The organism is Streptomyces sp. NPDC002044 (genome assembly GCF_040296725.1).
Lineage (GTDB): Bacteria > Actinomycetota > Actinomycetes > Streptomycetales > Streptomycetaceae > Streptomyces > Streptomyces antarcticus.
The window spans coordinates 1-22,257 of record NZ_JBEOXU010000108.1; the positions used below are offsets into that span (position 1 = coordinate 1).

General features: G+C 71.7%; 19 protein-coding genes. 9 read left to right on the plus strand and 10 right to left on the minus strand.

Features of this window, described 5'->3' with window-relative positions; genetic code table 11:
• Positions 1-94: 94 nt before the first annotated feature.
• Positions 95-916, plus strand: coding sequence for a prepilin peptidase (locus tag ABT106_RS23415; RefSeq protein ID WP_351280611.1), 822 nt, complete (start codon positions 95-97; stop codon positions 914-916).
• Positions 917-1,058: 142 nt separating this feature from the next.
• On the opposite strand, the gene mgrA is transcribed toward ABT106_RS23415, so the two are convergent.
• Positions 1,059-2,096: an L-glyceraldehyde 3-phosphate reductase gene (gene mgrA, locus ABT106_RS23420; RefSeq protein ID WP_351280566.1), complete on the minus strand. Its 1,038-nt coding sequence runs from the start codon at positions 2,094-2,096 to the stop codon at positions 1,059-1,061.
• A gap of 125 nt (positions 2,097-2,221) precedes the next feature.
• Here mgrA and ABT106_RS23425 point away from each other — a divergent pair, with 125 nt between their 5' ends.
• From ABT106_RS23425 to ABT106_RS23450, 6 genes are all read left to right on the plus strand, one after another.
• The gene (locus ABT106_RS23425) at positions 2,222-2,983 is read left to right on the plus strand and encodes an isoprenyl transferase (protein ID WP_351280569.1); all 762 of its coding nucleotides are present in this window, start codon (positions 2,222-2,224) and stop codon (positions 2,981-2,983) included.
• A gap of 332 nt (positions 2,984-3,315) precedes the next feature.
• Entirely contained in the window at positions 3,316-4,632 is a 1,317-nt protein-coding gene (gene phoH2 / locus ABT106_RS23430) for an RNA 5'-3' helicase PhoH2 (RefSeq protein ID WP_351280572.1), read from the plus strand.
• A gap of 422 nt (positions 4,633-5,054) precedes the next feature.
• Complete coding sequence (locus ABT106_RS23435) at positions 5,055-5,786, plus strand: aggregation-promoting factor C-terminal-like domain-containing protein (RefSeq protein ID WP_351280574.1); 732 nt, start codon at positions 5,055-5,057, stop codon at positions 5,784-5,786.
• A gap of 115 nt (positions 5,787-5,901) precedes the next feature.
• A complete protein-coding gene (locus ABT106_RS23440; RefSeq protein ID WP_351280577.1) occupies positions 5,902-7,230 on the plus strand; it encodes an AI-2E family transporter in 1,329 nt (442 codons plus the stop codon).
• 23 nt (positions 7,231-7,253) lie between these two features.
• The gene (locus ABT106_RS23445) at positions 7,254-7,994 is read left to right on the plus strand and encodes a hypothetical protein (RefSeq protein ID WP_351280580.1); all 741 of its coding nucleotides are present in this window, start codon (positions 7,254-7,256) and stop codon (positions 7,992-7,994) included.
• A gap of 19 nt (positions 7,995-8,013) precedes the next feature.
• Positions 8,014-8,700 (plus strand): hypothetical protein, encoded by a 687-nt coding sequence (locus ABT106_RS23450; RefSeq protein ID WP_351280582.1) that lies wholly within the window; start codon positions 8,014-8,016, stop codon positions 8,698-8,700.
• 125 nt (positions 8,701-8,825) lie between these two features.
• On the opposite strand, the gene ABT106_RS23455 is transcribed toward ABT106_RS23450, so the two are convergent.
• Both ABT106_RS23455 and ABT106_RS23460 read right to left on the minus strand, forming a co-directional pair.
• Positions 8,826-9,371, minus strand: a complete 546-nt coding sequence (locus ABT106_RS23455) for an alkyl hydroperoxide reductase (protein WP_351280584.1) — start codon at positions 9,369-9,371, stop codon at positions 8,826-8,828.
• A gap of 3 nt (positions 9,372-9,374) precedes the next feature.
• Positions 9,375-9,929, minus strand: coding sequence for a peroxiredoxin (locus ABT106_RS23460; RefSeq protein ID WP_267718255.1), 555 nt, complete (start codon positions 9,927-9,929; stop codon positions 9,375-9,377).
• A gap of 135 nt (positions 9,930-10,064) precedes the next feature.
• On the opposite strand from ABT106_RS23460, the gene ABT106_RS23465 reads away from it, so the two are divergent.
• Complete coding sequence (locus ABT106_RS23465; protein ID WP_351280587.1) at positions 10,065-11,015, plus strand: hydrogen peroxide-inducible genes activator; 951 nt, start codon at positions 10,065-10,067, stop codon at positions 11,013-11,015.
• A gap of 125 nt (positions 11,016-11,140) precedes the next feature.
• On the opposite strand, the gene ABT106_RS23470 is transcribed toward ABT106_RS23465, so the two are convergent.
• From ABT106_RS23470 to ABT106_RS23490, 5 genes are all read right to left on the minus strand, one after another.
• On the minus strand, positions 11,141-13,498 hold the full coding sequence (locus ABT106_RS23470; RefSeq protein WP_351280590.1) for an ABC transporter permease: 2,358 nt from the start codon (positions 13,496-13,498) through the stop codon (positions 11,141-11,143).
• Positions 13,495-14,181: an ABC transporter ATP-binding protein gene (locus tag ABT106_RS23475; protein WP_351280592.1), complete on the minus strand. Its 687-nt coding sequence runs from the start codon at positions 14,179-14,181 to the stop codon at positions 13,495-13,497. The genes ABT106_RS23470 and ABT106_RS23475 overlap by 4 nt, the downstream gene beginning before the upstream one ends.
• Positions 14,178-14,702, minus strand: a complete 525-nt coding sequence (locus tag ABT106_RS23480) for a PadR family transcriptional regulator (RefSeq protein ID WP_351280595.1) — start codon at positions 14,700-14,702, stop codon at positions 14,178-14,180. The genes ABT106_RS23475 and ABT106_RS23480 overlap by 4 nt, the downstream gene beginning before the upstream one ends.
• Positions 14,703-14,881: 179 nt before the next feature.
• Positions 14,882-15,190 (minus strand): type II toxin-antitoxin system antitoxin, encoded by a 309-nt coding sequence (locus tag ABT106_RS23485; RefSeq protein WP_351280597.1) that lies wholly within the window; start codon positions 15,188-15,190, stop codon positions 14,882-14,884.
• The gene (locus ABT106_RS23490; RefSeq protein ID WP_351280600.1) at positions 15,187-16,092 is read right to left on the minus strand and encodes an SPFH domain-containing protein; all 906 of its coding nucleotides are present in this window, start codon (positions 16,090-16,092) and stop codon (positions 15,187-15,189) included. Before ABT106_RS23490 ends, ABT106_RS23485 begins: the two co-directional genes overlap by 4 nt.
• 236 nt (positions 16,093-16,328) lie before the next feature.
• Here ABT106_RS23490 and ABT106_RS23495 point away from each other — a divergent pair, with 236 nt between their 5' ends.
• Positions 16,329-18,647: a transglycosylase domain-containing protein gene (locus ABT106_RS23495; protein ID WP_351280603.1), complete on the plus strand. Its 2,319-nt coding sequence runs from the start codon at positions 16,329-16,331 to the stop codon at positions 18,645-18,647.
• A gap of 74 nt (positions 18,648-18,721) precedes the next feature.
• On the opposite strand, the gene ABT106_RS23500 is transcribed toward ABT106_RS23495, so the two are convergent.
• Both ABT106_RS23500 and ABT106_RS23505 read right to left on the minus strand, forming a co-directional pair.
• Entirely contained in the window at positions 18,722-20,185 is a 1,464-nt protein-coding gene (locus ABT106_RS23500) for a catalase (RefSeq protein WP_351280605.1), read from the minus strand.
• A gap of 74 nt (positions 20,186-20,259) precedes the next feature.
• Positions 20,260-22,164, minus strand: a complete 1,905-nt coding sequence (locus ABT106_RS23505; protein WP_351280608.1) for a SpoIIE family protein phosphatase — start codon at positions 22,162-22,164, stop codon at positions 20,260-20,262.
• Positions 22,165-22,257 lie beyond the last annotated feature (93 nt).

Consider the following 22,257-nt stretch of genomic DNA (forward strand, 5'->3'; position numbering starts at 1 on the left):
GGTGATGACCGCGCCGTAGATGACCAGGAGCGCGGCGGTGCCGCCTCCCGCCCCGAGGCCGATCGCGATCATCGGGGAGACGGCGGTGAAGGTGATGGGTGTGGTCGTGATCGTGCTTGCCGCCGCGTACGGGCTGTTCGCCGGGCTGCTGCTGCCGCGCGCCGCGTACCGGCTGTCCGTCGCGCCGGGGGAGCCCTGGCGCGACCGCTGTCCGGAGGGGCACCCGCTGGCCGGGTGGCTCGGCCCGGCCCGCTGTGCCCCGCGCCGCCGCCGGGCCGGAGAGCCGGCGGGGGTGCCCGCGGGGCCCACCCCGCCCGGGCCGGGAGCCGGCGTCCCGTCCGGAGCCGGGGCCGGGGTCGCCGTACCGCACCGGTACGGACGGCGGGGGATCGCGCTCGGGGTGCTGGGCGGGGCCGTGTGCGGGGCGGTGGGGGCCGCCGTCGGGTGGCGGCCCGAGGCGTGGGCGTTCGTCGGGCTCGCGCCCGCCGTCCTCCTGCTCGCCCTGGTCGACCGGGCCGTGCACCGGCTGCCCGACGTCCTGACCCTGCCGCTCGCCGCCGCCGCCGCGGCCCTGCTCGGGGCGGCCGCGGCGCTGCCCGGCGCCGCGGGCTCCTGGCGGCTCGCGCTGCTCGGCGGGGCCGCGCTCGCAGGGGCGTACCTCGTCCTCTTCCTGATCAACCCCGCCGGCATGGGCTTCGGCGACGTCAAGCTGGCGCTCTCCCTGGGGGTCGCTCTTGGGTGGTACGGGTGGGGGGTATGGGTCGCCGGGGCCTTCCTTGGCTTCCTCTACGGGGCCCTGTACGGCCTGGCCCTTGTCCTGCGGGGCTCCGCGACCCGCAAGCAGGGTTTCGCCTTCGGGCCCTTCATGGCGGCCGGCGCTCTCAGCGGATTGCTGCTGGGTGGTTTCGGAGCGTAATCGTGGCGCGGTGATGCACGCATCACGCTTTACGAAGGGTTATGGTGGAACCCCCCCCTCGGGCCGGTCCGTATCCCCCCCACGGACCGGCCCGTTTTTCGTTCTCCGCGCCCCGGGGCCCGGCCACCGGCGAAAACGCAGGTCAGCCGCGCTGGGCCCAGATGTTGGCGCCGGGGGTGGACACCGCGAAGGAATCGATCTCCTTCAGCTCCGCGTCCGAGAGCGGGGCCCCGGCCAGCGCGGCCACGTTCTCCTCCAGCTGCCGCACGCTCGACGCCCCGATCAGGGCCGAGGTCATGCGCGCGTCGCGGAGCACCCACGTCAGCGCCAGCTGCGCCAGCGACTGGCCGCGTCGCGCCGCGATGTCGTTCAGCCCGTTGAGCCGGCGCACCACGTCGTCGGAGAGCAGGTCCGGGCTCAGGGACTTGCCCTGCGTGGCCCGCGAGCCCTCCGGGATGTCCTTCAGGTACGTGCCGGTCAGCAGCCCCTGCGCGAGCGGCGCGAAGGAGATGCAGCCCATGCCGGCCCGCTCCAGGGTGTCCAGCAGGCCGTCCTCCTCCGTCCAGCGGTTGATCATGGAGTACGAGGGCTGGTGGATCAGCGGCCGCACGCCCATGTCGCGCAGGATCCGGGCCGCCTCGGCCGTCTGCTCGGCGGTGTAGGAGGAGACGCCGACGTACAGCGCCTTGCCCTGCCGGACCGCGGACGCCAGGGCGCCCATGGTCTCCTCGAGAGGGGTATGCGGGTCGAAGCGGTGCGAGTAGAAGACGTCCACGTAGTCGACGCCCATCCGCTTCAGCGAGGCGTCGAGGGAGCCGAGCAGGTACTTGCGGCTGCCCCACTCGCCGTACGGACCGGCGTGCATCAGGTAGCCGGCCTTGGTCGACAGCACCAGCTCCTCGCGCAGGGACGCGAAGTCCTGCGCGAAGATCTTGCCGAAGTTCAGCTCGGCCGAGCCGGGCGGCGGACCGTAGTTGTTCGCCAGGTCGAAGTGGGTGACGCCGAGGTCGAAGGCCCGGCGCAGGATCGCCCGCTGGGACTCCAGGGACTTGTCGTCACCGAAGTTGTGCCAGAGGCCGAGGGAGATCGCGGGGAGCTTGAGGCCGCTGTGGCCGGTGCGCCGGTACTCCATGGAGTCGTAGCGAGAGGGCTCTGCCCGATAGGGATTGGTATCAGTCACGTTGTCCTCCCTATCACGGAGTTGTGACAGACCGAGTTGGGTACCCCTCCCCACCTCGCAGTAATGTGGCGCACTCGGGGGACCGCAATTCGCACGGGGGCATTGCACGGAGGGGCTGGAAGATCGTGAAGCTGCGCGACCTGGTGTACAGGCTCTACGCACGCCGGGTGGAAGGCCGACTCGACCATGACGCGGCGCCCAAGCACATCGGCGTCATCCTGGACGGGAACAGGCGCTGGGCGAAGGCGTCCGGAGGCACGACGGAGCAGGGCCACCAGGCCGGAGCCGACAAGATCTCGGAGATGCTCGGCTGGTGCACGGAGACGGACGTCGAGGTCGTCACCCTGTGGATGCTCTCCACGGACAACCTGGACCGGCCGGAGGTCGAGCTCCGCCCCCTGCTCAACATCATCGAGAACACCGTGCGGGGCCTCGCGGCGGACGGCCGCTGGCGCGTCCACCACGTCGGCAACCTGGACATCCTGCCCGGGCAGACCCAGACGGTCCTCAAGGAAGCCGAGCAGGCCACCCACGACGTCCACGGCATAACGGTCAACGTCGCCGTCGGCTACGGAGGCCGCCAGGAGATCGCCGACGCGGTCCGCTCGCTGCTCCTGGAGCACGCGCAGAAGGGCACCTCCTTCGAGCAGCTCGCCGAGATCCTGGACATCGACCACATCGCCGAGCACCTCTACACGCGCGGCCAGCCCGACCCGGACCTCGTGATCCGCACCAGCGGCGAGCAGCGGCTGTCCGGATTCATGCTCTGGCAGAGCGCGCATTCGGAGTACTACTTCTGCGAGGTCTTCTGGCCGGCCTTCCGCAAGGTCGACTTCCTCCGGGCCCTGCGCGACTACGCCGCCCGTCACCGGCGGTACGGGACCTGACGTCACCGGGATGGCCGACACCCCCTCGGCGCATTCCCGGCCCCGACACGCCTTTCCCGCGAAGCCTTCACCAGGGATTCACCGAGCGTCCGTCATATGCCATGGCATGGCCTGGCTTGTTCGGGGAATATCCCTGTCAGGTCGATGCCCGATCCACGGGTGTCGAGTCTCAGCGGACGGCATGGGGTCGTCCGCCCGGGAGGCCCTTTGCACCAGGACGCGCGTGCGGTTCGCACGGTCGGACGGGAGGGCCGGAAATCGGCCCTGGCATGGGTGCCGATGACCGGTCCGGTCTTCATGGCCCGACCTCTTCCGAGGGGGTACGTCCTTCCGTGGTGACCAGCACGAAGCGCCGCCTGCCCGACAGGCGCACCTATGTCCTCGACACCAGCGTCCTGCTGGCAGACCCCAACGCGATCTCCCGCTTCGACGAGCACGAGGTCGTGCTCCCGATCGTGGTGATCACCGAGCTGGAGGCAAAGAGGCACCATCCCGAACTCGGCTACTTCGCGCGCCAGGCCCTGCGCCTGCTCGACGACTTCCGGGTCCGGTACGGACGTCTCGACGCACCCATCCCGCTGGGCGATCTGGGCGGCACCCTGCGTGTCGAGCTCAACCACTCCGACCCGAGCGTCCTGCCCGCCGGCTTCCGGTTGGGGGACAACGACTCGCGGATCCTCGCCGTCGCCCGCAACCTCCAGGCCGAGGGGTTCGACGTCACGGTCGTGTCGAAGGATCTCCCGCTGCGCATCAAAGCCTCCTCGGTGGGGCTGATCGCCGAGGAGTACCGCGCGGAGCTCGCGATCACCGATGCCGGCTGGACGGGGATGAGCGAGCTCGCCCTGTCCGGGGAGCAGGTGGACCTCCTCTTCTCGGAGGAGCGGCTCTACGTCCCCGAGGCGGCGGAACTGCCCGTGCACACCGGGCTGGTCCTCCAGTCCGAGCGCGGCAAGGCGCTGGGCCGCGTCACGGCGGACGGGAACGTGAAGCTCGTACGGGGCGACCGCGAGGCCTTCGGGCTGCACGGCCGCAGCGCCGAGCAGCGGATCGCGCTCGACCTCCTCCTCGACCCGGAGATCGGGATCCTCTCGATGGGCGGCCGGGCCGGCACCGGCAAGTCGGCACTGGCGCTGTGCGCGGGCCTGGAAGCCGTGCTGGAACGGAGGCAGCATCAGAAGGTGATGGTCTTCCGGCCGCTGTACGCGGTCGGCGGGCAGGAGCTCGGCTACCTGCCCGGGGACGCGTCCGAGAAGATGAGCCCCTGGGCCCAGGCGGTCTTCGACACCCTCTCGGCCGTGGCCGGGCGCGAGGTCATCGAGGAGGTGCTGAACCGGGGGATGCTGGAGGTCCTGCCGCTCACGCACATCCGCGGCCGCTCGCTGCACGACGCGTTCGTGATCGTGGACGAGGCGCAGTCGCTGGAGCGCAACGTCCTGCTGACCGTCCTGTCCCGGATCGGGGCCAATTCGCGGGTGGTTCTGACCCACGACGTGGCCCAGCGGGACAACCTCAGGGTCGGCCGGTACGACGGAGTGGTCGCCGTGGTCGAGAAGCTGAAGGGGCATCCGCTCTTCGCGCACATCACGCTGACTCGTTCCGAGCGGTCCCCGATCGCCGCGCTGGTCACCGAGATGCTCGAGACCCTCTGACCTCCGGAGGGCGACGAGAAGGGTCAAAAACCCCATAGCGGGAAGGCGAGTTGGCGCCGTCCGGCAAAGGCCGATGAGCCTAGCCGGGCGGCGTCGCGCTGCACAGCCCTTTGGCCAAAACAACGGCGCCATACCAGGTGTGACCTTTCCCACGCAGTGGAGAATTGCCCTGCGCCGCCGCGGTCCGGCAGAGTCTGGTTTCCGTCAGGCCCCGCATACGGCACACCTGTATCTCCCGTGAGGTACGCGCAGCACCACAACTCCACATCCGACGCCGTATGCCGCCCGGATTCACATGGCAGCCCCCGCTGGGGAGTTGCCCACGGGCCAGCGTCTCCAGCGACCGATGCACCACGGAGGCCAGTGTCGAGGGGCACTCTTGCGCCCGCCCGGTCCTGCGGACGCTGCTGGAAGGACATCATGTGAGTCGGATCTCGGTCCGGGGGTTCGCAGTGGCTTCGGCCACCGCGGTCACCACCGTGGGCGCAGTCGTGGGTGTCGCCGCAGGCGACGCCACCACGAACGATCTCGAGACGACCGCGTCGGGCGCGACTCTCCTCACAGACATCCCGGTCGGCGACCAGGCACAGGTCCAGAGCGCGTCCCTGACGCAGCAGGCCGACGCCATCGTCCACGCCGCCGACACCGACGCCAAGCGCTCGGCCGAGGAATCGGCGCGGATCCAGGCCGCCGAGACCGCCAAGACCAAGAAGGCGGAAGCGCAGAAGGCCGAGGCGGACAAGGCGGCGAAGGCGAAGGCCGACGCCGAGGCCAAGGAAAAGAAGGAACGCGAGGAGAAGGAGCAGGTCGCCAGCCGCTCCGCCGCCCGCGACGCCGGCGACTTCGCGCCGCAGAGCTCGTACACGGTCGCCCAGGTCAAGGCCATCGCGCAGCAGATGGTCCCGGCGAACCAGTTCCAGTGCTTCTCGAAGATCATCAACCAGGAATCCACCTGGAACTACAAGGCCGTCAACTCGTCCTCGGGCGCCTACGGTCTGGTCCAGGCGCTCCCGGGCTCGAAGATGGCCTCGGCCGGTGCCGACTGGCGCACCAACCCCGCCACGCAGATCAAGTGGGGCCTGAACTACATGGAGGACCGCTACGGCGGTCCCTGCCAGGCCTGGACCTTCCACCAGGCGAACGGCTGGTACTAGGCGCGCGGCCACCGAGCCCCGCCCAGTCCCGGGGAGCCCCGCACCGTCCGACGGTGCGGGGCTTCCCGCGTGTACGGTCGGACGTCTGTGACCAGTGGGCGGGGAGAGGAACGACATGTCGAAGTGGGCAGGCTGGCTCGGCCGGCTCGGCAACAGGCTGAACCGGATGGAGGCGGCGCTCGACGAGCGGCGCGCCGAGGTGGAGGCCGAGACCCGGGGTGACCTGCCGCGCTCCGCGGCGTCCGCCCCGCCCCGGCCCGCCGGGCACGAGACGGCCGCGCGGTCCGCCCCCGTACGCCCCGACCCGGTGACCGTGGTCCCGTGGGGCGTACGCGTCGCCGCCGAGGTCAGCTGGCGGCTGCTGCTCCTCGCCGGGATGCTCTGGGTGCTGATGAAGGTGATCAGCGAAGTCCGGCTGGTCGTCCTGGCCTTCGCCGCGGCCCTCCTCGTCACGGCGATGCTCCAGCCCTTCGTGGTCCGGCTGCGCCGCCTCGGCCTGCCCCGGGGCCTGGCCACCGCCGTCACCGCGATCCTCGGCTTCGTCGTCATCGGGCTCGTCGGCTGGTTCGTGGTCTGGCAGGTGATGGACAACCTCGACGACCTCTCCGACCGGGTCCGCGACGGCATCAACGAACTCAAGCTCTGGGCACTGGACAGTCCGTTCCACGTGACCGAGAAGCAGATCAACGACATCGCGAAGAACCTCAGCGAGACCATCGGAACCAACACCGAGGAGATCACCACCGCCGGGCTCCAGGGCGTGACGGTGCTCGTCGAGGTCCTGACCGGCATGCTGCTCGCGATGTTCTCGACGCTCTTCCTGCTCTACGACGGCAAGCGGATCTGGACCTGGGCGCTGGGCCTCGTTCCCGCTCCGGCCCGTCCCGGTGTGGCCGGCGCCGGCCCGCGCGCCTGGCGCACGCTGACCGCGTACGTCCGCGGCACCGTCCTCGTCGCGCTCATCGACGCCATCTTCATCGGCCTCGGGCTGTACTTCCTCGACGTGACGATGGCCGTTCCGCTCGCCGTCTTCATCTTCCTGTTCGCCTTCATCCCGCTCGTCGGCGCGGTCATCTCCGGCGCCCTCGCGGTGGTCGTGGCGCTGGTGACCCAGGGGCCGTTCATCGCGGCCATGGTCCTGCTCGTGGTCCTGGCGGTGCAGCAGATCGAGGGCCACGTCCTCCAGCCCTTCATCCTCGGCCGCGCGGTACGGGTACACCCCCTCGCGGTGGTGCTCTCGGTCGCCGCCGGCGGGCTGATCGCGGGCATCGGCGGGGCCGTGGTCGCCGTACCGCTGGTCGCCGTCACCAACACGGCGGTCGGGTACCTGAGGGCGTACTCGCGCGAACAGCAGCTGGCCGGCGCGGCGCCCGTGGGGCCCGCGCCGCACGGGGCGACGGCCGTGGAGCGGGAACCGGACGACCCGGCGGACGCCGGGGCCTAGGCAGGAACAAGGGGGGGCGGGGAATGATCAGCGAGCCCGAGCTCGACGGGGAATGGGAGTCCGCGCGACCGGCGGAGACGGCGGAACCGGACCCGCCACCCGAACGGGGGCCCGGGCGGCCGTGGCGGTGGGTCGCGGCGACCGCGGTGGCCACCTCCGTGCTGTGGGGGGTCGGCCTCTACGCCTTCGGGGAGCGGCTGGCGCGGCCCGACATCGGCTACGGCGTCCCGGACAACCTGTGCGAGCGGTTCGAGGCGGACGCCCTGAAACCGCTCCTGCCCGACCGGCCGAGCTCGACGGGCCCGCACGGGGTGAGCCGCCACGAGGCCGTCGACTGGGTGTGGTGCACCCGCTCCGACAGCGACGCCGGCGATGTGGACGGCTACTTCCTGCAGGCCGAAGTCGAGCTCCACAAGAAGACCGACCCGGCCGCCGAGTTCGAGGTCGCCGGCCGGTACGACTTCATATTCGACCCTCAGGAAGGGGAGGCGGGCTGGGAGCCGGTGCGCGGCCTCGGGGAACAGGCACTGATCTCCGGACGCCGAGACGGCTCCGACGACCTCTACCTGAAGGTCCGCGACGGGGGCGCCGTCTTCAACCTCCAGCTGACCTGGATCCGCACGGGGCCGGACCCCGACGCCCCGCAGGACGGGGAGGGCGCTGAGGGCGGCGGGCCGAGGAGCGGTGCGCGGCCCGAACGGGAGGCCCTGGAGGCGGCGATGATCAAGGACATGCGGGCGCTGATGGCGGCGCTGCGCACCTGACGACCGCGGGGGGAGACCGGTGATATCGGAGCCGGAGATTGACGGGGAGTGGGACGACGACGCCGGCCGCAGGCCGGGCGCGGCCGGGGCGGCCGGGGCCGTCCCCGTACGGGGCCGGCCCTGGTGGTGGGCGCTGGGCGGGGCGGTGGCCGCCTCAGCGGTGTGGGCCGCCGTCCTGGGCCTGGAGGACCCTGGTGGCGAGGGGCCGCCGCCGCTGGCGTACCGCAACAGCCAGGACCTGTGCCGGGAGGCGCCGTTGTCCGCCCTGACGCGGGTCGCGGGGGCTTTCGGACCGGCGTCACCGAGTCTGGGAGAGAGCCCCGAGGGCGACTGGGCGTACTGCTCCTACACGTCCTCCGCGATGGACACCGACGCCGAGGAGGTGGTCTACGGGGCCGAGCTCCTCGTCGAGCTGCACCGGAAGACCGACCCCGAGGCGGAGTTCGCCTCGGGGCCGGGGCTCGCCCCGCAGCTGCGGCGCGGGGCCGTGAGGTACGAGGAAGTGGCCGGGCTCGGCGAGCGGGCCCTGCTCACCGACTCCGTCGGGGACCAGGGGCCGCAGCTCCACGTGCTGGACGGCGGGGCCGTGTTCACCCTCTCGGTGGAGTGGTCGACCGGGCAGGACGGCACCCCGCCGGACGAGGACGCGGTCAAGGCGGCCGTGATCGAGGACGTACGGGCGCTGATGGCCGCGCTGAAGAGCTGACGGCGGCCGGGGAGCCAACGCACGCGGAGGGCCCCGCTGCCGGGAACGGCGGCGGGGCCCTCGCGTCGTGCGGTGCTACATGATGCGGAACCGCGTCGTGCGAAACCGCGTCGTGCGGTGCGGACCTACTCGGCGGTGGCGGCGGCCAGTGCCGCCTCCCCGTCGAGGGTGACCGCGACGGCCTGGATCACCGAGGCGATCTTGAACGCCTCCTGGACCGTCTCGCGGTCGACGCCGGCCTTGCGCAGGACCTGCTCGTGCGAGTCCAGGCACTGGCCGCAGCCGTTGATGGCGGAGACGGCGAGCGACCACAGCTCGAAGTCGACCTTCTCCACGCCCGGGTTGCCGATGACGTTCATCCGCAGGCCCGCCCGCAGCGTGCCGTACTCCGGGTCGGAGAGCAGGTGCCGGGTGCGGTAGAAGACGTTGTTCATCGCCATGATCGCGGCGGCGGACTTGGCGGCCGTGTACGCCTCCGGCGACAGGTTCGCCTTCGCCTCCGGCTCCAGCTCACGCAGGACCTGCGGGGAGCGGGCGGCGATGGCGCAGGCCAGGACCGTGCCCCACAGCTGCTGGGCGGGAAGGCCGCTGTTGCCGATGACCGAGCCGAGGTTCAGCTTCAGGTCCTTGGCGAAGTCCGGTACGGCGGACTTGAGGGCGTCGAGGGACATCCGTCACTCACCGGCCAGCAGCGAGCCGGCGTCGAGGGTGCCCTCGCCCTTGTTCCAGTTGCAGGGGCACAGCTCGTCGGTCTGCAGGGCGTCGAGGACCCGCAGGACCTCCTTGGGGTTACGGCCCACGGAACCGGCGGTCACCATCGTGAACTGGATCTCGTTGTTCTGGTCGACGATGAAGACGGCGCGCTGGGCGAAGCCGTCCTCGCCCTGGACGCCACACGCCTGCATGAGCTCGTGCTTGGAGTCGGCCAGCATCGGGAAGGGCAGGTCACGCAGGTCGGCGTGGTCCTTGCGCCAGGCGTGGTGGACGAACTCGGAGTCGCCGGAGACGCCGAGGACCTGGGCGTCGCGGTCGAGGAACTCCTCGTTCAGCTTGCCGAAGGCGGCGATCTCGGTCGGGCAGACGAAGGTGAAGTCCTTCGGCCAGAAGAACACCACGCGCCACTTGCCCTCATAGGTCTTGTGGTCGATCTGGGCGAACTCGCTGCCGGCCTCGAGCGAGACGCAAGCGGTCAGATCGTAGGTGGGGAACTTGTCGCCGACAGTGAGCACGTGCTCTCCTTGCGCATCGGGAAGTGACCCTTTTGGGGGCTTTCCCAGGGGGTTGGACTGATCTCACATGCTGACACAGCTGCATTGATTACGGAAATAGCTACTCTTGTGTCGAGTGATCGGAGGTACCTATCAGTGGCTATCGGTAACAGGGGAGTGAAACAGCCGACCCTGGCGCAGCTGCGCGCCTTCGCGGCGGTCGCCGAGCACCTGCACTTCCGGGACGCGGCCGCGGCCATCGGCATGAGCCAGCCCGCGCTCTCCGGGTCCGTCTCCGCGCTGGAGGAGACCCTCGGGGTGCAGCTGCTGGAGCGGACCACCCGCAAGGTGCTGCTCTCCCCGGCCGGCGAGCGGATCGCCGCCCGCGCCCGCGTCGTGCTCGACGCCGTGGGCGGACTGCTGGAGGAGGCGGAGGCCGTACGGGCCCCCTTCACCGGGGTGCTGCGGCTCGGGGTGATCCCCACGGTCGCGCCGTACCTGCTGCCCACCGTGCTCGGGCTGTTCCACCGGCGCTACCCGCGGATGGACCTCCAGGTGCACGAGGAGCAGACCGCCACGCTGCTGGAGGGGCTGGCCGGCGGCCGCCTCGACCTGCTGCTGCTGGCGGTCCCGCTCGGGGTGCCCGGGGTCACCGAACTGCCGGTCTTCGACGAGGACTTCGTCCTCCTCGCGCCCCGGGAACACCCGCTGGCCGGGCGCCGGGACATTCCGCGCGAGGAGCTGCGGGGACTCCAGCTGCTGTTGCTCGACGAAGGGCACTGCCTGCGCGACCAGGCCCTGGACATCTGCCGCGAGGCGGGACGCACGGCGGGCGCGGACGTCACGACCACCGCGGCCGGACTGTCCACGCTCGTACAGCTGGTCGCCGGGGGACTGGGCGTGACGCTGTTGCCGCGGACCGCGCTGCGGCTGGAGACCGCACGCAACGAGTACCTGGCCACCGGCTGCTTCGCCGAGCCCGCCCCCTCACGGCGGATCGCGCTGGCCATGCGCACCGGCACCGCGCGGCAGGAGGAGTTCCGGGCCATCGCCGCCGCCCTGCGCGAAGCCGTACGGCCGCTCCCCGTCTGGCCCACCGACGGCTGACACCGCGGGGGCGGGGCGCCCGGGGCCCGGACCCCGCCCGCCGGGCTGCGGATCAGTGGGTGTCGTACCGGCCGAACCAGTCGACCACGTACGGGACGTGGCGGCCGCCGTTCAGTCTGACGGGCTCACTCCGTCCGCAGGCCGTCCGGGCGCATCAGGCGGAGCAGCGGCGGCAGGCTCAGCAGGGTCACCAGGGCGACCACACCGGCGCCGACGCCGGTCATCCCCGCCACCGAGGCCCAGTCGATCCGGACGGGCCGGCCCGCCATCCGCATCAGCACCGAGCCGAGGCCGATGCCCACCGCGGCCGCCAGGCCGAGGCCCAGCCCGATCGGCAGGGCCGTCTGCCACAGCACCGACAGGCTCAGGGTGGAGCGTTTGGTGCCGAACGCGACGAGGGAGGACAGCAGTTTCCCGCGCTCGCGCAGCTGCTCCAGCTGCGAGACCAGCAGGCTCGCGCCGATCAGGACGAGCACGCCGGTCGCGCCGAAGAACAGCCCGACGCGGATGGTGGAGAACGGACCGGCCTGCCGGGTCGGCTTCAGGGTCATCGCGGTGGCGAACGGGTCCGCCTTGAAGGCGGCCGTACGGACCCGGTCCATGGCGTCCGGCACGGAGTCGTCGAGCTGGACGAAGATCTGCGCGGACTGGGCCACCTTCACGCCCTTCGGCGCCGCGGCCGGCGTGACCAGCAGGCCCGTGCGCAGCTGGCCGAGGGGGTCCTCGCGGCCGGCGACGGTGCGGGCGGCGGCCGGGAGGGTCCACCGGACGGCCTTCTCCGCGTCCGGCGTGCCGTCCTCGTAGCCCATCACGTTGCCGGCGTAGAGGAGGTCGCCGGGCTTGGCCGTCTCCCCGTACGTGCCGGCGTCCGGTGAGGCGGAGCCGGTCAGGACGAACGTGTCGCCGTCCTGGCAGGAGTCGAGCACCGCCACCTCGCGCAGCGCCTCGCAGGTACCGGCCGTGACCGGGATCCGCCGGTCCGCCGCGGGGATCCGGTACGCGGCCTCGAAGGTGGTCAGGGGCACGGTCTTGGAGATGCCCCGGGTACCGGAGATCTCCCGGGCCAGTGCGTCCACCCGGGACTCGGTGCCGCTGTGCATCAGGACGGAGACCGAGGCCCGTCCCGGGTCCTCGCCGGTGGCCTTCGTGTAGTCGCCCTCGACGCCGGCGAACAGCATCTGCAGGGCGATGGCCCCGGCGACGGCGACCGCGATGCCGTTGACCAGGCGGGCGGCGGCGCCGCTGCCGACCTGGAGGCGGCGTACGGCCAGCTGCCAGGAGACCGGGCCGCCGGACATCCGATGGACGAACCGCTCCAGCAGCCAGGGCAGCAGCGCGGTGATCCCGAACAGGAGCAGGACGACGCCGCCGCTGACCTGCCACTCGTTGAAGTAGCCGTTGTCGTTGCCGCGGCCCGTCAGCGGGGCGAGCAGGGCCAGTCCGCCCAGGGGCAGCAGCAGCCGCCACCAGACGCGCCGCTTGCGCGCCGTGGCGGTCCGGACCACGCCGAGGGGCTCGATGACGACGCCGCGCAGGGCGAACAGGGTCACGGCGACGGCCGCGGCGGGCACCGCGACGGCGACGAGCACGGCCAGCCACGGCGTCGGGTCGAGGTCGGCCGGGAAGACGCTGCGCTGCTCGATGGTGAGGTTGCCGACCAGCCGGCGGCCGATCAGGAAGAAGCCGGCCCCGAGGACCAGCCCGAGCAGCGACCCCGCCAGCGCCTCGCCGCCGGCGATCCGGCGGACCATGCGGCCGTCGGCGCCCACGAGCCGCAGCGCGGCGAGCCGGCGGTCGCGCCGCTCCCCGCCGAAGCGGACGGCGGCGGCGATGAACACGGCGACCGGCATGAGCAGGGCGACGAAGGTCAGCACGATCAGGAGCATCAGCACCGGGTCGAGCCGCTGCGCCTCCACGGTGGTGCCGAAGGCGGTGACCCGCCGGACGCGGTGGTCGGCCGGGCCGGCCTCCGCGAGCTTGTCGCTGCCCAGGTAGAAGAGGAGTTCGCCCGGCCCGACCAGGCCGGTGTCGCGGATGACTTCGGTGATCCGGCCGCCGAGGCGCTCGCGCAGCAGTGTGCCGTCCGCGGAGCGCATCAGCTCCTCCAGGGCGGGGGAGACGGCCAGTTCGCCGGCGCCGGGGACCTTCTCCAGGCCCGGCGGGACCGGCGCCCCGGGTCCGTCGGCGAGGACGAGGGAACCGTCGATGTCCTTGCCGCGATACGTGGTGTTGCCGCTCGCGAGGAGCAGGGTGCCGGCGCGGGGCCCGTCGTTGGTGGACGCGGTCAGCGGGGAGCGTGCGTCGCCGCGTTCGTTGCGGGCGGTGAGCGCCCCGGGCAGCGCGGTGGTGAGGAGGAGCAGGGCGACGCCGAGGCCGACGCCCGTGCCGGTGAGCGTGGTGCGGGTCCAGCCCTCGCGGCCGCCGCCGAACGCGAAGCGGAGGCCCAGGGCGAGGTCGCGGGCCCAGGTGCGGAGCGTGTTCATACGATCCGCTCCATGTCGCGGGACTTGCCGTCGCGTACGACGATCTCGCGGTCGGAGTAGGCGGCCACACGGGTCTCGTGCGTGACGAGGACGACGGCGGCGTTGGCGGAGCGGGCGGCCTCGGTCAGCAGCTGCATGACCAGCTCGCCGTTGAGGGAGTCCAGGGCGCCGGTGGGCTCGTCGGCGAAGATCACCCGGGGCCGGGTGACCAGGGCGCGGGCCACGGCGACGCGCTGACCCTGGCCGCCGGAGACCTCGCCGGGGCGCTTGGCCCCGAGGTCCTCGACCTGGAGCCGCTCCATCCAGTGCAGGGCGGTGGCCTCGGCCTCCTTGCGCTTGACGCCGGCCAGGCGGAGCGGGAGGGCGACGTTCTCGACGCAGGTGAGCTCCGGTACGAGCTGGCCGAACTGGAACACGAAGCCGAACTCGCTGCGGCGCAGGGCGCTGCGCCGGCCGTCGCTCATGGCGGACAGCTCGTGGCCGGCGTACGTGATGGAGCCGGAGTCGGGCGTGACGATGCCGGCGAGGCAGTGCAGCAGGGTGGACTTGCCCGAGCCCGAGGGGCCCATGACGGCGACGACCTCGCCGGGGTGGATGGAGAACTCGGCGCCGTCGAGCGCGGCGGTGGCCCCGTACGCCTTGCGCAGGTCCGTGGCGGCGAGGAGCGAGCCGGCCGGGGTCATCGGAGTACCTCCCGGGAGAGCTGGTCGAGGCGGGCGGCGGTGAGTTCCAGCCACCGCAGGTCCGCTTCCAGGTGGAACAGGGCGTGGTCGCAGACCAGCTGGTCGGCGAGGTCGCCCTTGCGCTTGCGCTGGGTCAGGATGCGCATCAGACGCAGGTGTTCCGCGCGCTGGGTGTCCAGGAGCCCGGCGGCGCCGCGGCCGGTGAGCAGGGCGAGGACGACCTTGGTGTAGAGGGTCGAGTGGAGGTACGGCTCGGGCTTCTCGGGCTGGGCGAGCCAAGCCTCGACGTCGGTGACCCCGGCGTCGGTGATGGCGTACCGCTTGCGGTCGGGACCGCCGCCGCTCTCTATCCCGTCGACCTCGACGAGGCCGCTCTTCAGGAGGCGGGACATGGTCGAGTAGACCTGCCCGTAGGCGAGGGGGCGGTCGTGGCCGAACTTCTCGTCGAAGGCGCGCTTGAGGTCGTAGCCGTGGCGCGGGCCGGCCTCCAGGAGGCCGAGCAAGGTGTGACCGATGGACATGGCGAGGACTGTACACGGGGTGTATACCCCCGATGTATACGCGGGGTGTATAGCTGGCCGGAAAGGCCGCTTCATCGCAGGTCAGGTGGGTGCGTCACGATTCGGCGCCGGGCAACGGCGCGCGTCCGGGGGTGCGTGCGTAGGCATCCCCGGACGCGGCCACCCCGGACGTACGCCCCTCAGCCGCCGGCCGGCCCGGAGCCGGACTTCGGCGGCCGGCCGCGGCGGGGGAGGGGGCCCGGGCCCGGCGGGAGGCGGCCGGCCTCGGCGAGGGCGCGGCGCAGGAGGAACTCGATCTGGGCGTTCGCGCTGCGCAGTTCGTCGCCCGCCCAGCGGGCCAGCGCGTCGTACACCTGCGGGTCGAGGCGCAGCAGCACCTGCTTGCGTGCCTGCCGGCCCGCGGACGACCGCCCGGGCCCGGACGTGCCCGGCCCGGGCTCCGGCCCCGGGTCGTCGGCCGGCGGTGGCGTGCTGCCGGGCGGGTTCACTGGTAGAGGGTGCCCGTGTTGATCACGGGCTGGGCCGCGCGGTCCCCGCAGAGGATCACCATCAGGTTGGAGACCATGGCGGCCTTGCGCTCCGTGTCCAGTTCCACGATGTCCTCCTCCTGCAGCCGGGTCAGGGCCAGTTCGACCATGCCCACCGCCCCTTCCACGATCTGCTTGCGGGCCGCCACGACCGCGCCCGCCTGCTGGCGCTGGAGCATCGCGGAGGCGATCTCCGGGGCGTACGCGAGGTGCGTGAAGCGGGACTCGATGATGTGCACGCCGGCCGCCTCCACGCGGGCGTGCAGCTCGACCGCCAGCTTCTCGGTGATCTCCTCGGCGTTCCCGCGCAGCGACAGGCCGTCCTCGTCGTGGGCGTCGTAGGGGTACTCGATCGCGATGTGCCGGACGGCGGCCTCGGTCTGGGTCTCGACGAACTCGGTGAAGTCCTCCACCTCGAAGACGGCCCGCGCGGTGTCCTCGACCCGCCACACCACGACCGCCGCGAGCTCGATCGGGTTGCCGTACGCGTCATTGACCTTCAGGACGGGCGTCTCGTGGTTGCGGGCCCGCGTGGAGATCATCCTGCGCGAGGTGAACGGGTTGACCCAGCGCAGTCCGTCCGTGCGGATCGTGCCCCGGTAGCGGCCGAACAGCTGGACCACGCGGGCCTGGCCCGGCGAGATCGTGTTCAGCCCGGTCATCCCGATGAACGAGGCGAGGACGAGCAGGATGCCGCCCGCTATCAGCACCGCCTTGACGGCGGCGGCCGCCGCCAGGGCGCCGGCCACGATCAGCCCCGGCCCCGCGATCAGGCCCGCCAGGCCCAGCAGCAGAGCCGGTCCGCCGCTGATGCTGTGCGCGGTGAACTCCCGTACGCCTTCCGGTGTGGCAGTCGTGTTCATTATGCTTTGCCCCGTTTCCCCTGATGGCCACCCCGTGGGCCGCCTATCAAAGTGATATCACTTTTCTGTCGTACGGCAACCCTTCGGGTCCCGTGTGCGTCGGTTCCACTGGGGTGGGTGCTGATTCTCACGTCCGAATTGGCCGGTATTGACCAAAGTTGACCATCCTTTGTCACAGCCTGCGGTGTTAGCTTCGTGAGCTGACGTCGGGGGGGTAATCGAGCGGAGCGGGAGCGATGGGCCGAGCAGAAGTGCGTAAGGCGCAGCAGCAGCGCGGTGCGCGGCGCGCGCCGAGCGGACGCGGCGAGGGCAGCGGGAGCACCGGCAGCGGGAGCACCGGCAAGGGGAGCGCCGGCAAGCGCAGTGGCATACGCCGGTTCTTCACCTGGAAGACGGTCCTCGGGACGGTCTTCGGGGGGATCCTGCTCCTGATGGCCGCCCTGACCGTCCTCTACTTCTCGGTGGACGAGCCCTCCGACCCGAACAAGCTGGCCATCCAGCAGAGCAACACCTACAAGTGGGCCGACGGGACGGTCATGGCCCGCGTCGGCGAGACGAACCGCTCGATCGTGCCGATCGACAAGATCCCGGAAGACGTCCGGACCGCGTTCATCGCCATCGAGAACAAGTCCTTCTACCAGGACCGCGGCATCGACGTGATGGGCCTGGCCCGCGGCCTGTTCAACACCGCCACGGGCAAGGGCAAGGCCGGCGGCTCGACGATCACCCAGCAGTACGTCAAGAACTACTACCTGACCCAGGACCAGTCGGCGACGCGCAAGCTGCGGGAGCTCGTGATCTCCCTCAAGGTCGACCAGCGGCTTGAGAAGAACGACATCCTCGCCGGTTACCTGAACACCAACTTCTACGGCCGCAACGCCTACGGCATCCAGGCCGCGGCCCAGGCCTACTACGGCGTCGACGCCGACAAGCTGACGCTGGAGCAGGGCGCCTACCTCGCCGCCGTCATCCAGGCCCCCAGCCAGTACGACTGGGCGACCGCCGGTCCGAACGGCAAGGAGCTGGTCATGATCCGCTTCAACGCCGTCCTCGACAACATGGTCGAGATGGGCAAGCTGGACGAGGCCAAGCGCAAGACCGTGGTCTTCCAGGAGCCCGTCAAGCCCAGGCCCACCCCGGGCATGGACGGCCAGAAGGGCTACCTGGTCCAGGCCGCCGAGGCCGAGCTGAACCGGCAGGAGATCACCGACGCCGAGATCGCGGCCGGCGGCTGGGAGATCACCCTCAACATCGACAAGAAGAAGCAGGAAGCGCTGGAGAAGGCGGTCCAGGAGGAGCTGGAGTCCAAGCTCGACCGCAAGGACACCAAGAACCGCCCCCAGGACCAGAGCGTCCAGGCCGGCGCCACCTCCGTGGACCCCAAGACCGGAGCGATCGTCGCGATGTACGGCGGCACCGGCCTGGCGGACAAGGACCGCAGCAACGCCCTGCGCGAGGACTACCAGCCGGGGTCGACCTTCAAGCCGGTCGTGCTGGCCTCCGCCCTGGAGACCGGCGCCACCACCCAGTCCGGCAAGCCGATCACCCCGAACGCCCTCTACGACGGCACCAGCAAGCGCCCGGTCGTCGGCAGCAAGATCCCGTTCAACCCGCAGAACCAGGACGACAAGGACTACGGCAAGGAGATCACCGTCCAGGAGGCCACCAACTACTCGGTGAACTCCGTCTACGCGCAGATGATCGTCGACGTGAAGCCCGTCAACGTGAAGAAGACGGCCCTCGCCCTCGGCATGCAGGACCGCAAGGGCTGGCCCGAGGACAAGCCGGCCATGGCGCTCGGCACGATGAGCGCGAACACCGTCGAGATGGCCGCCGTCTACGCCACCCTCGACAACCACGGCAAGAAGGTCACCCCGACCATCATCAAGACCGCCGAGCACAAGGACCGCGCGTACAAGCCCGAACCGGCGGTCGGCAGCCAGGCCGTCAGCCGCGAGACCGCCGACACCGTCACCAAGGTGCTCACCGGTGTGGTCAACGACGAGGGCGGCTCCGGCAACAAGGTCCGCAGCAGCGCGTACGAGGCGGCCGGCAAGACCGGCACCACCGAGTCCAACGTGGCCGGCTGGTTCACCGGCTACACCCCGGAACTCGTCACCGTCGTCGCGATGTTCGGTGAGGAACCGGGCACCCACAAGCAGGTCACCCTGACCGGCACCGCCGGCGGTGGCCGCGCGGGCGGCTCCAGCTTCCCCGCCGAGATCTGGAAGACGTACACGCTGGCCGCCCTCAAGGGCGCCAAGACCGGCGAGTTCGACCTGTCGGAGGCGGAGATGGGTGCCGTCCAGGCGCCGACCCGAAGCTTCTCCCCGTCGCCCACGCCGAGCCCGTCCCCGCCCCCCACGCCCTCGCCCAGCAGCAGCAGCAGCCCGCCGGCGAGCAGCCCGTCCCCGACGAAGAGCGCCACCAAGTCGCCGGACCCGACGAAGAGCGCCACCAAGTCGCCCGATCCGACGAAGAGCGCCACCAAGTCGCCCGATCCGACGGTCAAGCCCCCGGACCCGCCGCTGTTCCCGCAGAACCCCGAACGGTGACAGCACACCGCCCCGCAGCCTTCACGGCTGCGGGGCGGTGTCGTTTCCCGCGGGCGGTGCGCCGGTCCGGCGCGTCAGCCGCCCGAGACGGCGGCCGCGATCCGGTCGCCGACGCCCTTGTCGACGTTGCGCCAGTACTGCAGGGCCCGCTCCAGCACGGGGGCGCTCACCCCGTCCTTCAGGTGCCCGGCGGCGTTCGACACGAGCCGCTCGCGCGCCGCGTCGTCGAAGACCTGGCGGACCAGCGTGCCGGGCTGGCCCCAGTCGTCGTCCTGGCTGCGCAGCGCGTACGCCTCGCGGACCATCTCGCCCGACGAGGCCCAGCCCGCCGGCTCCCCGAAGCGGGCGACGTCCGCCGCCGGCCCGCCGTAGGAGTTCGGCGCGTACGGGCGGGCGACGGCCGCGGCCTCGAAGCGCATGGCGCCGTCCTTGGCGTACGAGGAGACCAGCGAGCGCGCCCGGTTCGGCGGGAGCTGGGCGTAGTTCGCCCCGATCCGGTAGCGGTGCGTGTCGGGGTACGAGAACAGCCGGCCCAGCAGCATCTTGTCCGGCGACGGGCCGATGCCCGGCACCAGGTTCGAGGGCTCGAAGGCGGCCTGCTCGATGTGGATGAAGTAGTCGTCCGGATTCTTGTCCAGCGTCATCCGGCCGACCTCGATCAGCGGGTAGTCGCCGTGCGGCCACACCTTGGTCAGGTCGAACGGGTTGAACCGGTAGTCGGGCGCGTCCTCGAACGGCATGACCTGGACGTGCATCGTCCACGTGGGGGCCTGCCCGCCCGCGATCGAGTCGAAGAGGTCCCGCCGGTGGTAGTCGGGGTCCTCGCCGGCGATCCGGTCGGCTTCCTCCTGGGTCAGGAAGTCGTTGCCCTGGTCCGTCTTGAAGTGGTACTTCACCCAGAACCGCTCGCCGCCCGCGTTCACCCACAGGTAGGTGTGCGAGCTGAAGCCGTCCATCGTGCGGTAGTTCTTCGGGATGCCGCGGTCACCCATCAGGAGGGTCACCTGGTGCGCGGACTCGGGGGACAGGGTCCAGAAGTCCCACTGCATGTCGTGGTCGCGCAGCCCGTTGTCCAGGCGCCGCTTCTGCGAGCGGATGAAGTCCTGGAACTTGATCGGGTCCCGGACGAAGAAGACCGGGGTGTTGTTGCCGACCATGTCGTAGTTGCCGTGCTCGGTGTAGAACTTCAGGGCGAAACCGCGCGGGTCACGCCAGGTGTCCGGGGAACCCTGCTCACCCGCGACGGTCGAGAAGCGGGCCAGCATCTCGGTCCTGCGGCCCGGCTGGAAGAGGTCGGCCTTGGTGAACTGGCTGACGTCGTTGGTCACCTGGAAGACGCCGTACGCGCCCGCGCCCTTGGCATGGACCACCCGCTCGGGGACCCGTTCCCGGTTGAACTGGGCCATCTTCTCGATCAGGTAGTGGTCCTGGAGCAGGATCGGGCCGTCGGGGCTGACGGTGAGCGAGTGCTCGTCGCTCTCCACCGGGATCCCGGCGTTGTTCGTGGTGTACGGGATCTTCTGCGCGTCCTGGGTCACGAGCGTCCTCCGGTAGGGGTCGGTGTCGACTCCCGGCGACGGCGAACGCCGGGCTACCCCCCTCGCCTGCCCAGTCAACGCCGCTCATGCGCTCCCGGCAACGCGAGCTCGAACCAGACCACCTTTCCGCTGCTCAGCCGCGTGGCACCCCACCGGCGGGCCATCCGGTTGACCAGGAACAGGCCGCGGCCGCCCTCGTCGGTGTCCCGGGCCCGGCGCTGGCGCGGCAGCTGCGGGGAGTCGTCGCCGACCTCGCAGCGCAGGACGTCCGTCCGCAGCAGGCGCAGCGTCACGGGCCGCTCGGCGTACCGGACGGCGTTGGTGACCACCTCGCTGACCAGCAGCTCCAGCGAGTCGCTCAGCTCCTCCAGGCCCCATCGCGTCAGCGCCCGCCGGGCGAACCGCCGGGCCCGGCCCGGAGCGGTCTCCTCCGGGTCCAGGAACCAGTACGCGACGTCGCTGGGCGCGATCCCCTCGAAACGGGCCGCGAGCAGCGCGATGTCGTCGTCCCGGTCTCCGGGTCCGAGCATGTCCAGCACGTCGTCGCAGAGGGCCTCCAGCGGCGGCGGATGGTCCAGCCCCGTCAGCTGGGCGGTCGTCGCCAGCCGCTCCCGCAGCTGCTCGATGCCGGTCCACACGTCGCGCAGCCGCGACTCCACCAGGCCGTCGGTGTACAGCAGCAGGGTGGCCCCGGCCGGGGCGTCCAGCTCCACGGCCTCGAAGTCCACGCCGCCTACGCCGATCGGGGCGCCGGGCGGCACCCGCAGCACCTCGGCGCGGCCGCCCAGGTGCAGCAGTACGGGCGGCGGGTGGCCGGCGTTGGCGATGGTGATCCGGTGCGAGACGGGGTCGTAGACCGCGTACAGGCAGGTGGCCATCCGGTCCGAGCCGAGCCGCTGGGCCTGCTCGTCCAGGTGGTGCAGCACCTCGGCCGGCGGCAGGTCCAGCTGCGCCAGCGTCTGGGCGGTGGTGCGCAGCTGCCCCATGATCGCGGCGGAGGTCATGGAGTGGCCCATGACGTCTCCGACGACCAGCGCGACGCGGCTGCCGGGCAGCGGTATGGCGTCGTACCAGTCGCCGCCGACCCGGGCCGTCTCGGCGGCCGGCAGGTAGCGCGAGGCGAGCCGTACCCCGGTGGGCTGGGGCAGGCTGTCGGGCAGCATCGTGCGCTGGAGCTCGTCGGCGATGTACGCCTCGCGGCCGTACAGCACCGCCTTGTCGATGCCGAGCGCCGTGTGCGTGGCGAGCTGGGCGGCGACCAGGAGGTCGTTCTGCTCGAACGCGGGCCGCTCCGGGCTGCGCAGGAACACGGCCGCGCCGATCACGCGGCGGCGGCCGCGCAGCGGCGCGAGGACGGCCCGGTTGCCGCGCGGCAGCGGGTGGTCCACGCCCAGCAGCTCGGGCAGCGCGGCCTTGGCGGCCGCGGAGGACCCGAAGACGGGCCGGACGCCGCGCAGCACCTCGGCGAGGGCCCCGCCGGGGCGGATCTCGCACAGCTCGGCGGCCGGCAGGTCACCCTGCAAACCCAGCAGCGGCAGCTGGCTGAAGTCGAGCTCGCCGGTGGCCCCCGCGGCCCCGGCGAGGTCCGTCCCCGCGCCGATCGTGCCGCCGATGTCCGTGAGGTCGTCGATCGGCCGCAGCCGGTCGGTGCGCCGGAGCCTTAAAACGACCGGTCCGACGGGACGCTCGTCCCCCACCGGGAGCGGGTCGCGCAGGTACACCAGGATGGCGTCGGAGAACGTCGGCACGGTGGCCCGGCACAGGCCGAGCACGATCTCGTCGAGGTCGATGCCGCGCGCGATGCGGCGGGTGGCCGCTCCGACGAAACGCAGCCGGTCCCCCTCGCGGCGGGCCGCGGTGTCCCCGGTCTGGCCGCCCGGTACGCCGGTTCCGCCGCCGTGCCGCCCGTCGCCCCCGGTCCCCTCCAGAGCGCTCCCGGGGGCCGCCGCGACGACGCCCTGCGCCGCCCGGACGTCCACGCCCTGGCCGCGCGGTACGACAACAACGAGCTCTTCGCCGCGGCCAAGGAGCTGCGCGCCCCGTACGAGCTCGTCAAGGAGGTCGCCGAGCTC

Bases quoted from the DNA above. Each gene is read 5' to 3' on its own strand.
- ABT106_RS23480 (WP_351280595.1), bottom strand. From the start codon at position 14,702: ATGTCCATCGGTCACACCTTGCTCGGCCTCCTGGAGGCCGGCCCGCGC.
- ABT106_RS23445 (WP_351280580.1), top strand. From the start codon at position 7,254: ATGATCAGCGAGCCCGAGCTCGACGGGGAATGGGAGTCCGCGCGACCG.
- ABT106_RS23455 (WP_351280584.1), bottom strand. From the start codon at position 9,371: ATGTCCCTCGACGCCCTCAAGTCCGCCGTACCGGACTTCGCCAAGGAC.
- ABT106_RS23415 (WP_351280611.1), top strand. From the start codon at position 95: ATGGGTGTGGTCGTGATCGTGCTTGCCGCCGCGTACGGGCTGTTCGCC.
- ABT106_RS23470 (WP_351280590.1), bottom strand. From the start codon at position 13,498: ATGAACACGCTCCGCACCTGGGCCCGCGACCTCGCCCTGGGCCTCCGC.
- ABT106_RS23475 (WP_351280592.1), bottom strand. From the start codon at position 14,181: ATGACCCCGGCCGGCTCGCTCCTCGCCGCCACGGACCTGCGCAAGGCG.
- ABT106_RS23440 (WP_351280577.1), top strand. From the start codon at position 5,902: ATGTCGAAGTGGGCAGGCTGGCTCGGCCGGCTCGGCAACAGGCTGAAC.
- ABT106_RS23490 (WP_351280600.1), bottom strand. From the start codon at position 16,092: ATGAACACGACTGCCACACCGGAAGGCGTACGGGAGTTCACCGCGCAC.
- ABT106_RS23495 (WP_351280603.1), top strand. From the start codon at position 16,329: ATGGGCCGAGCAGAAGTGCGTAAGGCGCAGCAGCAGCGCGGTGCGCGG.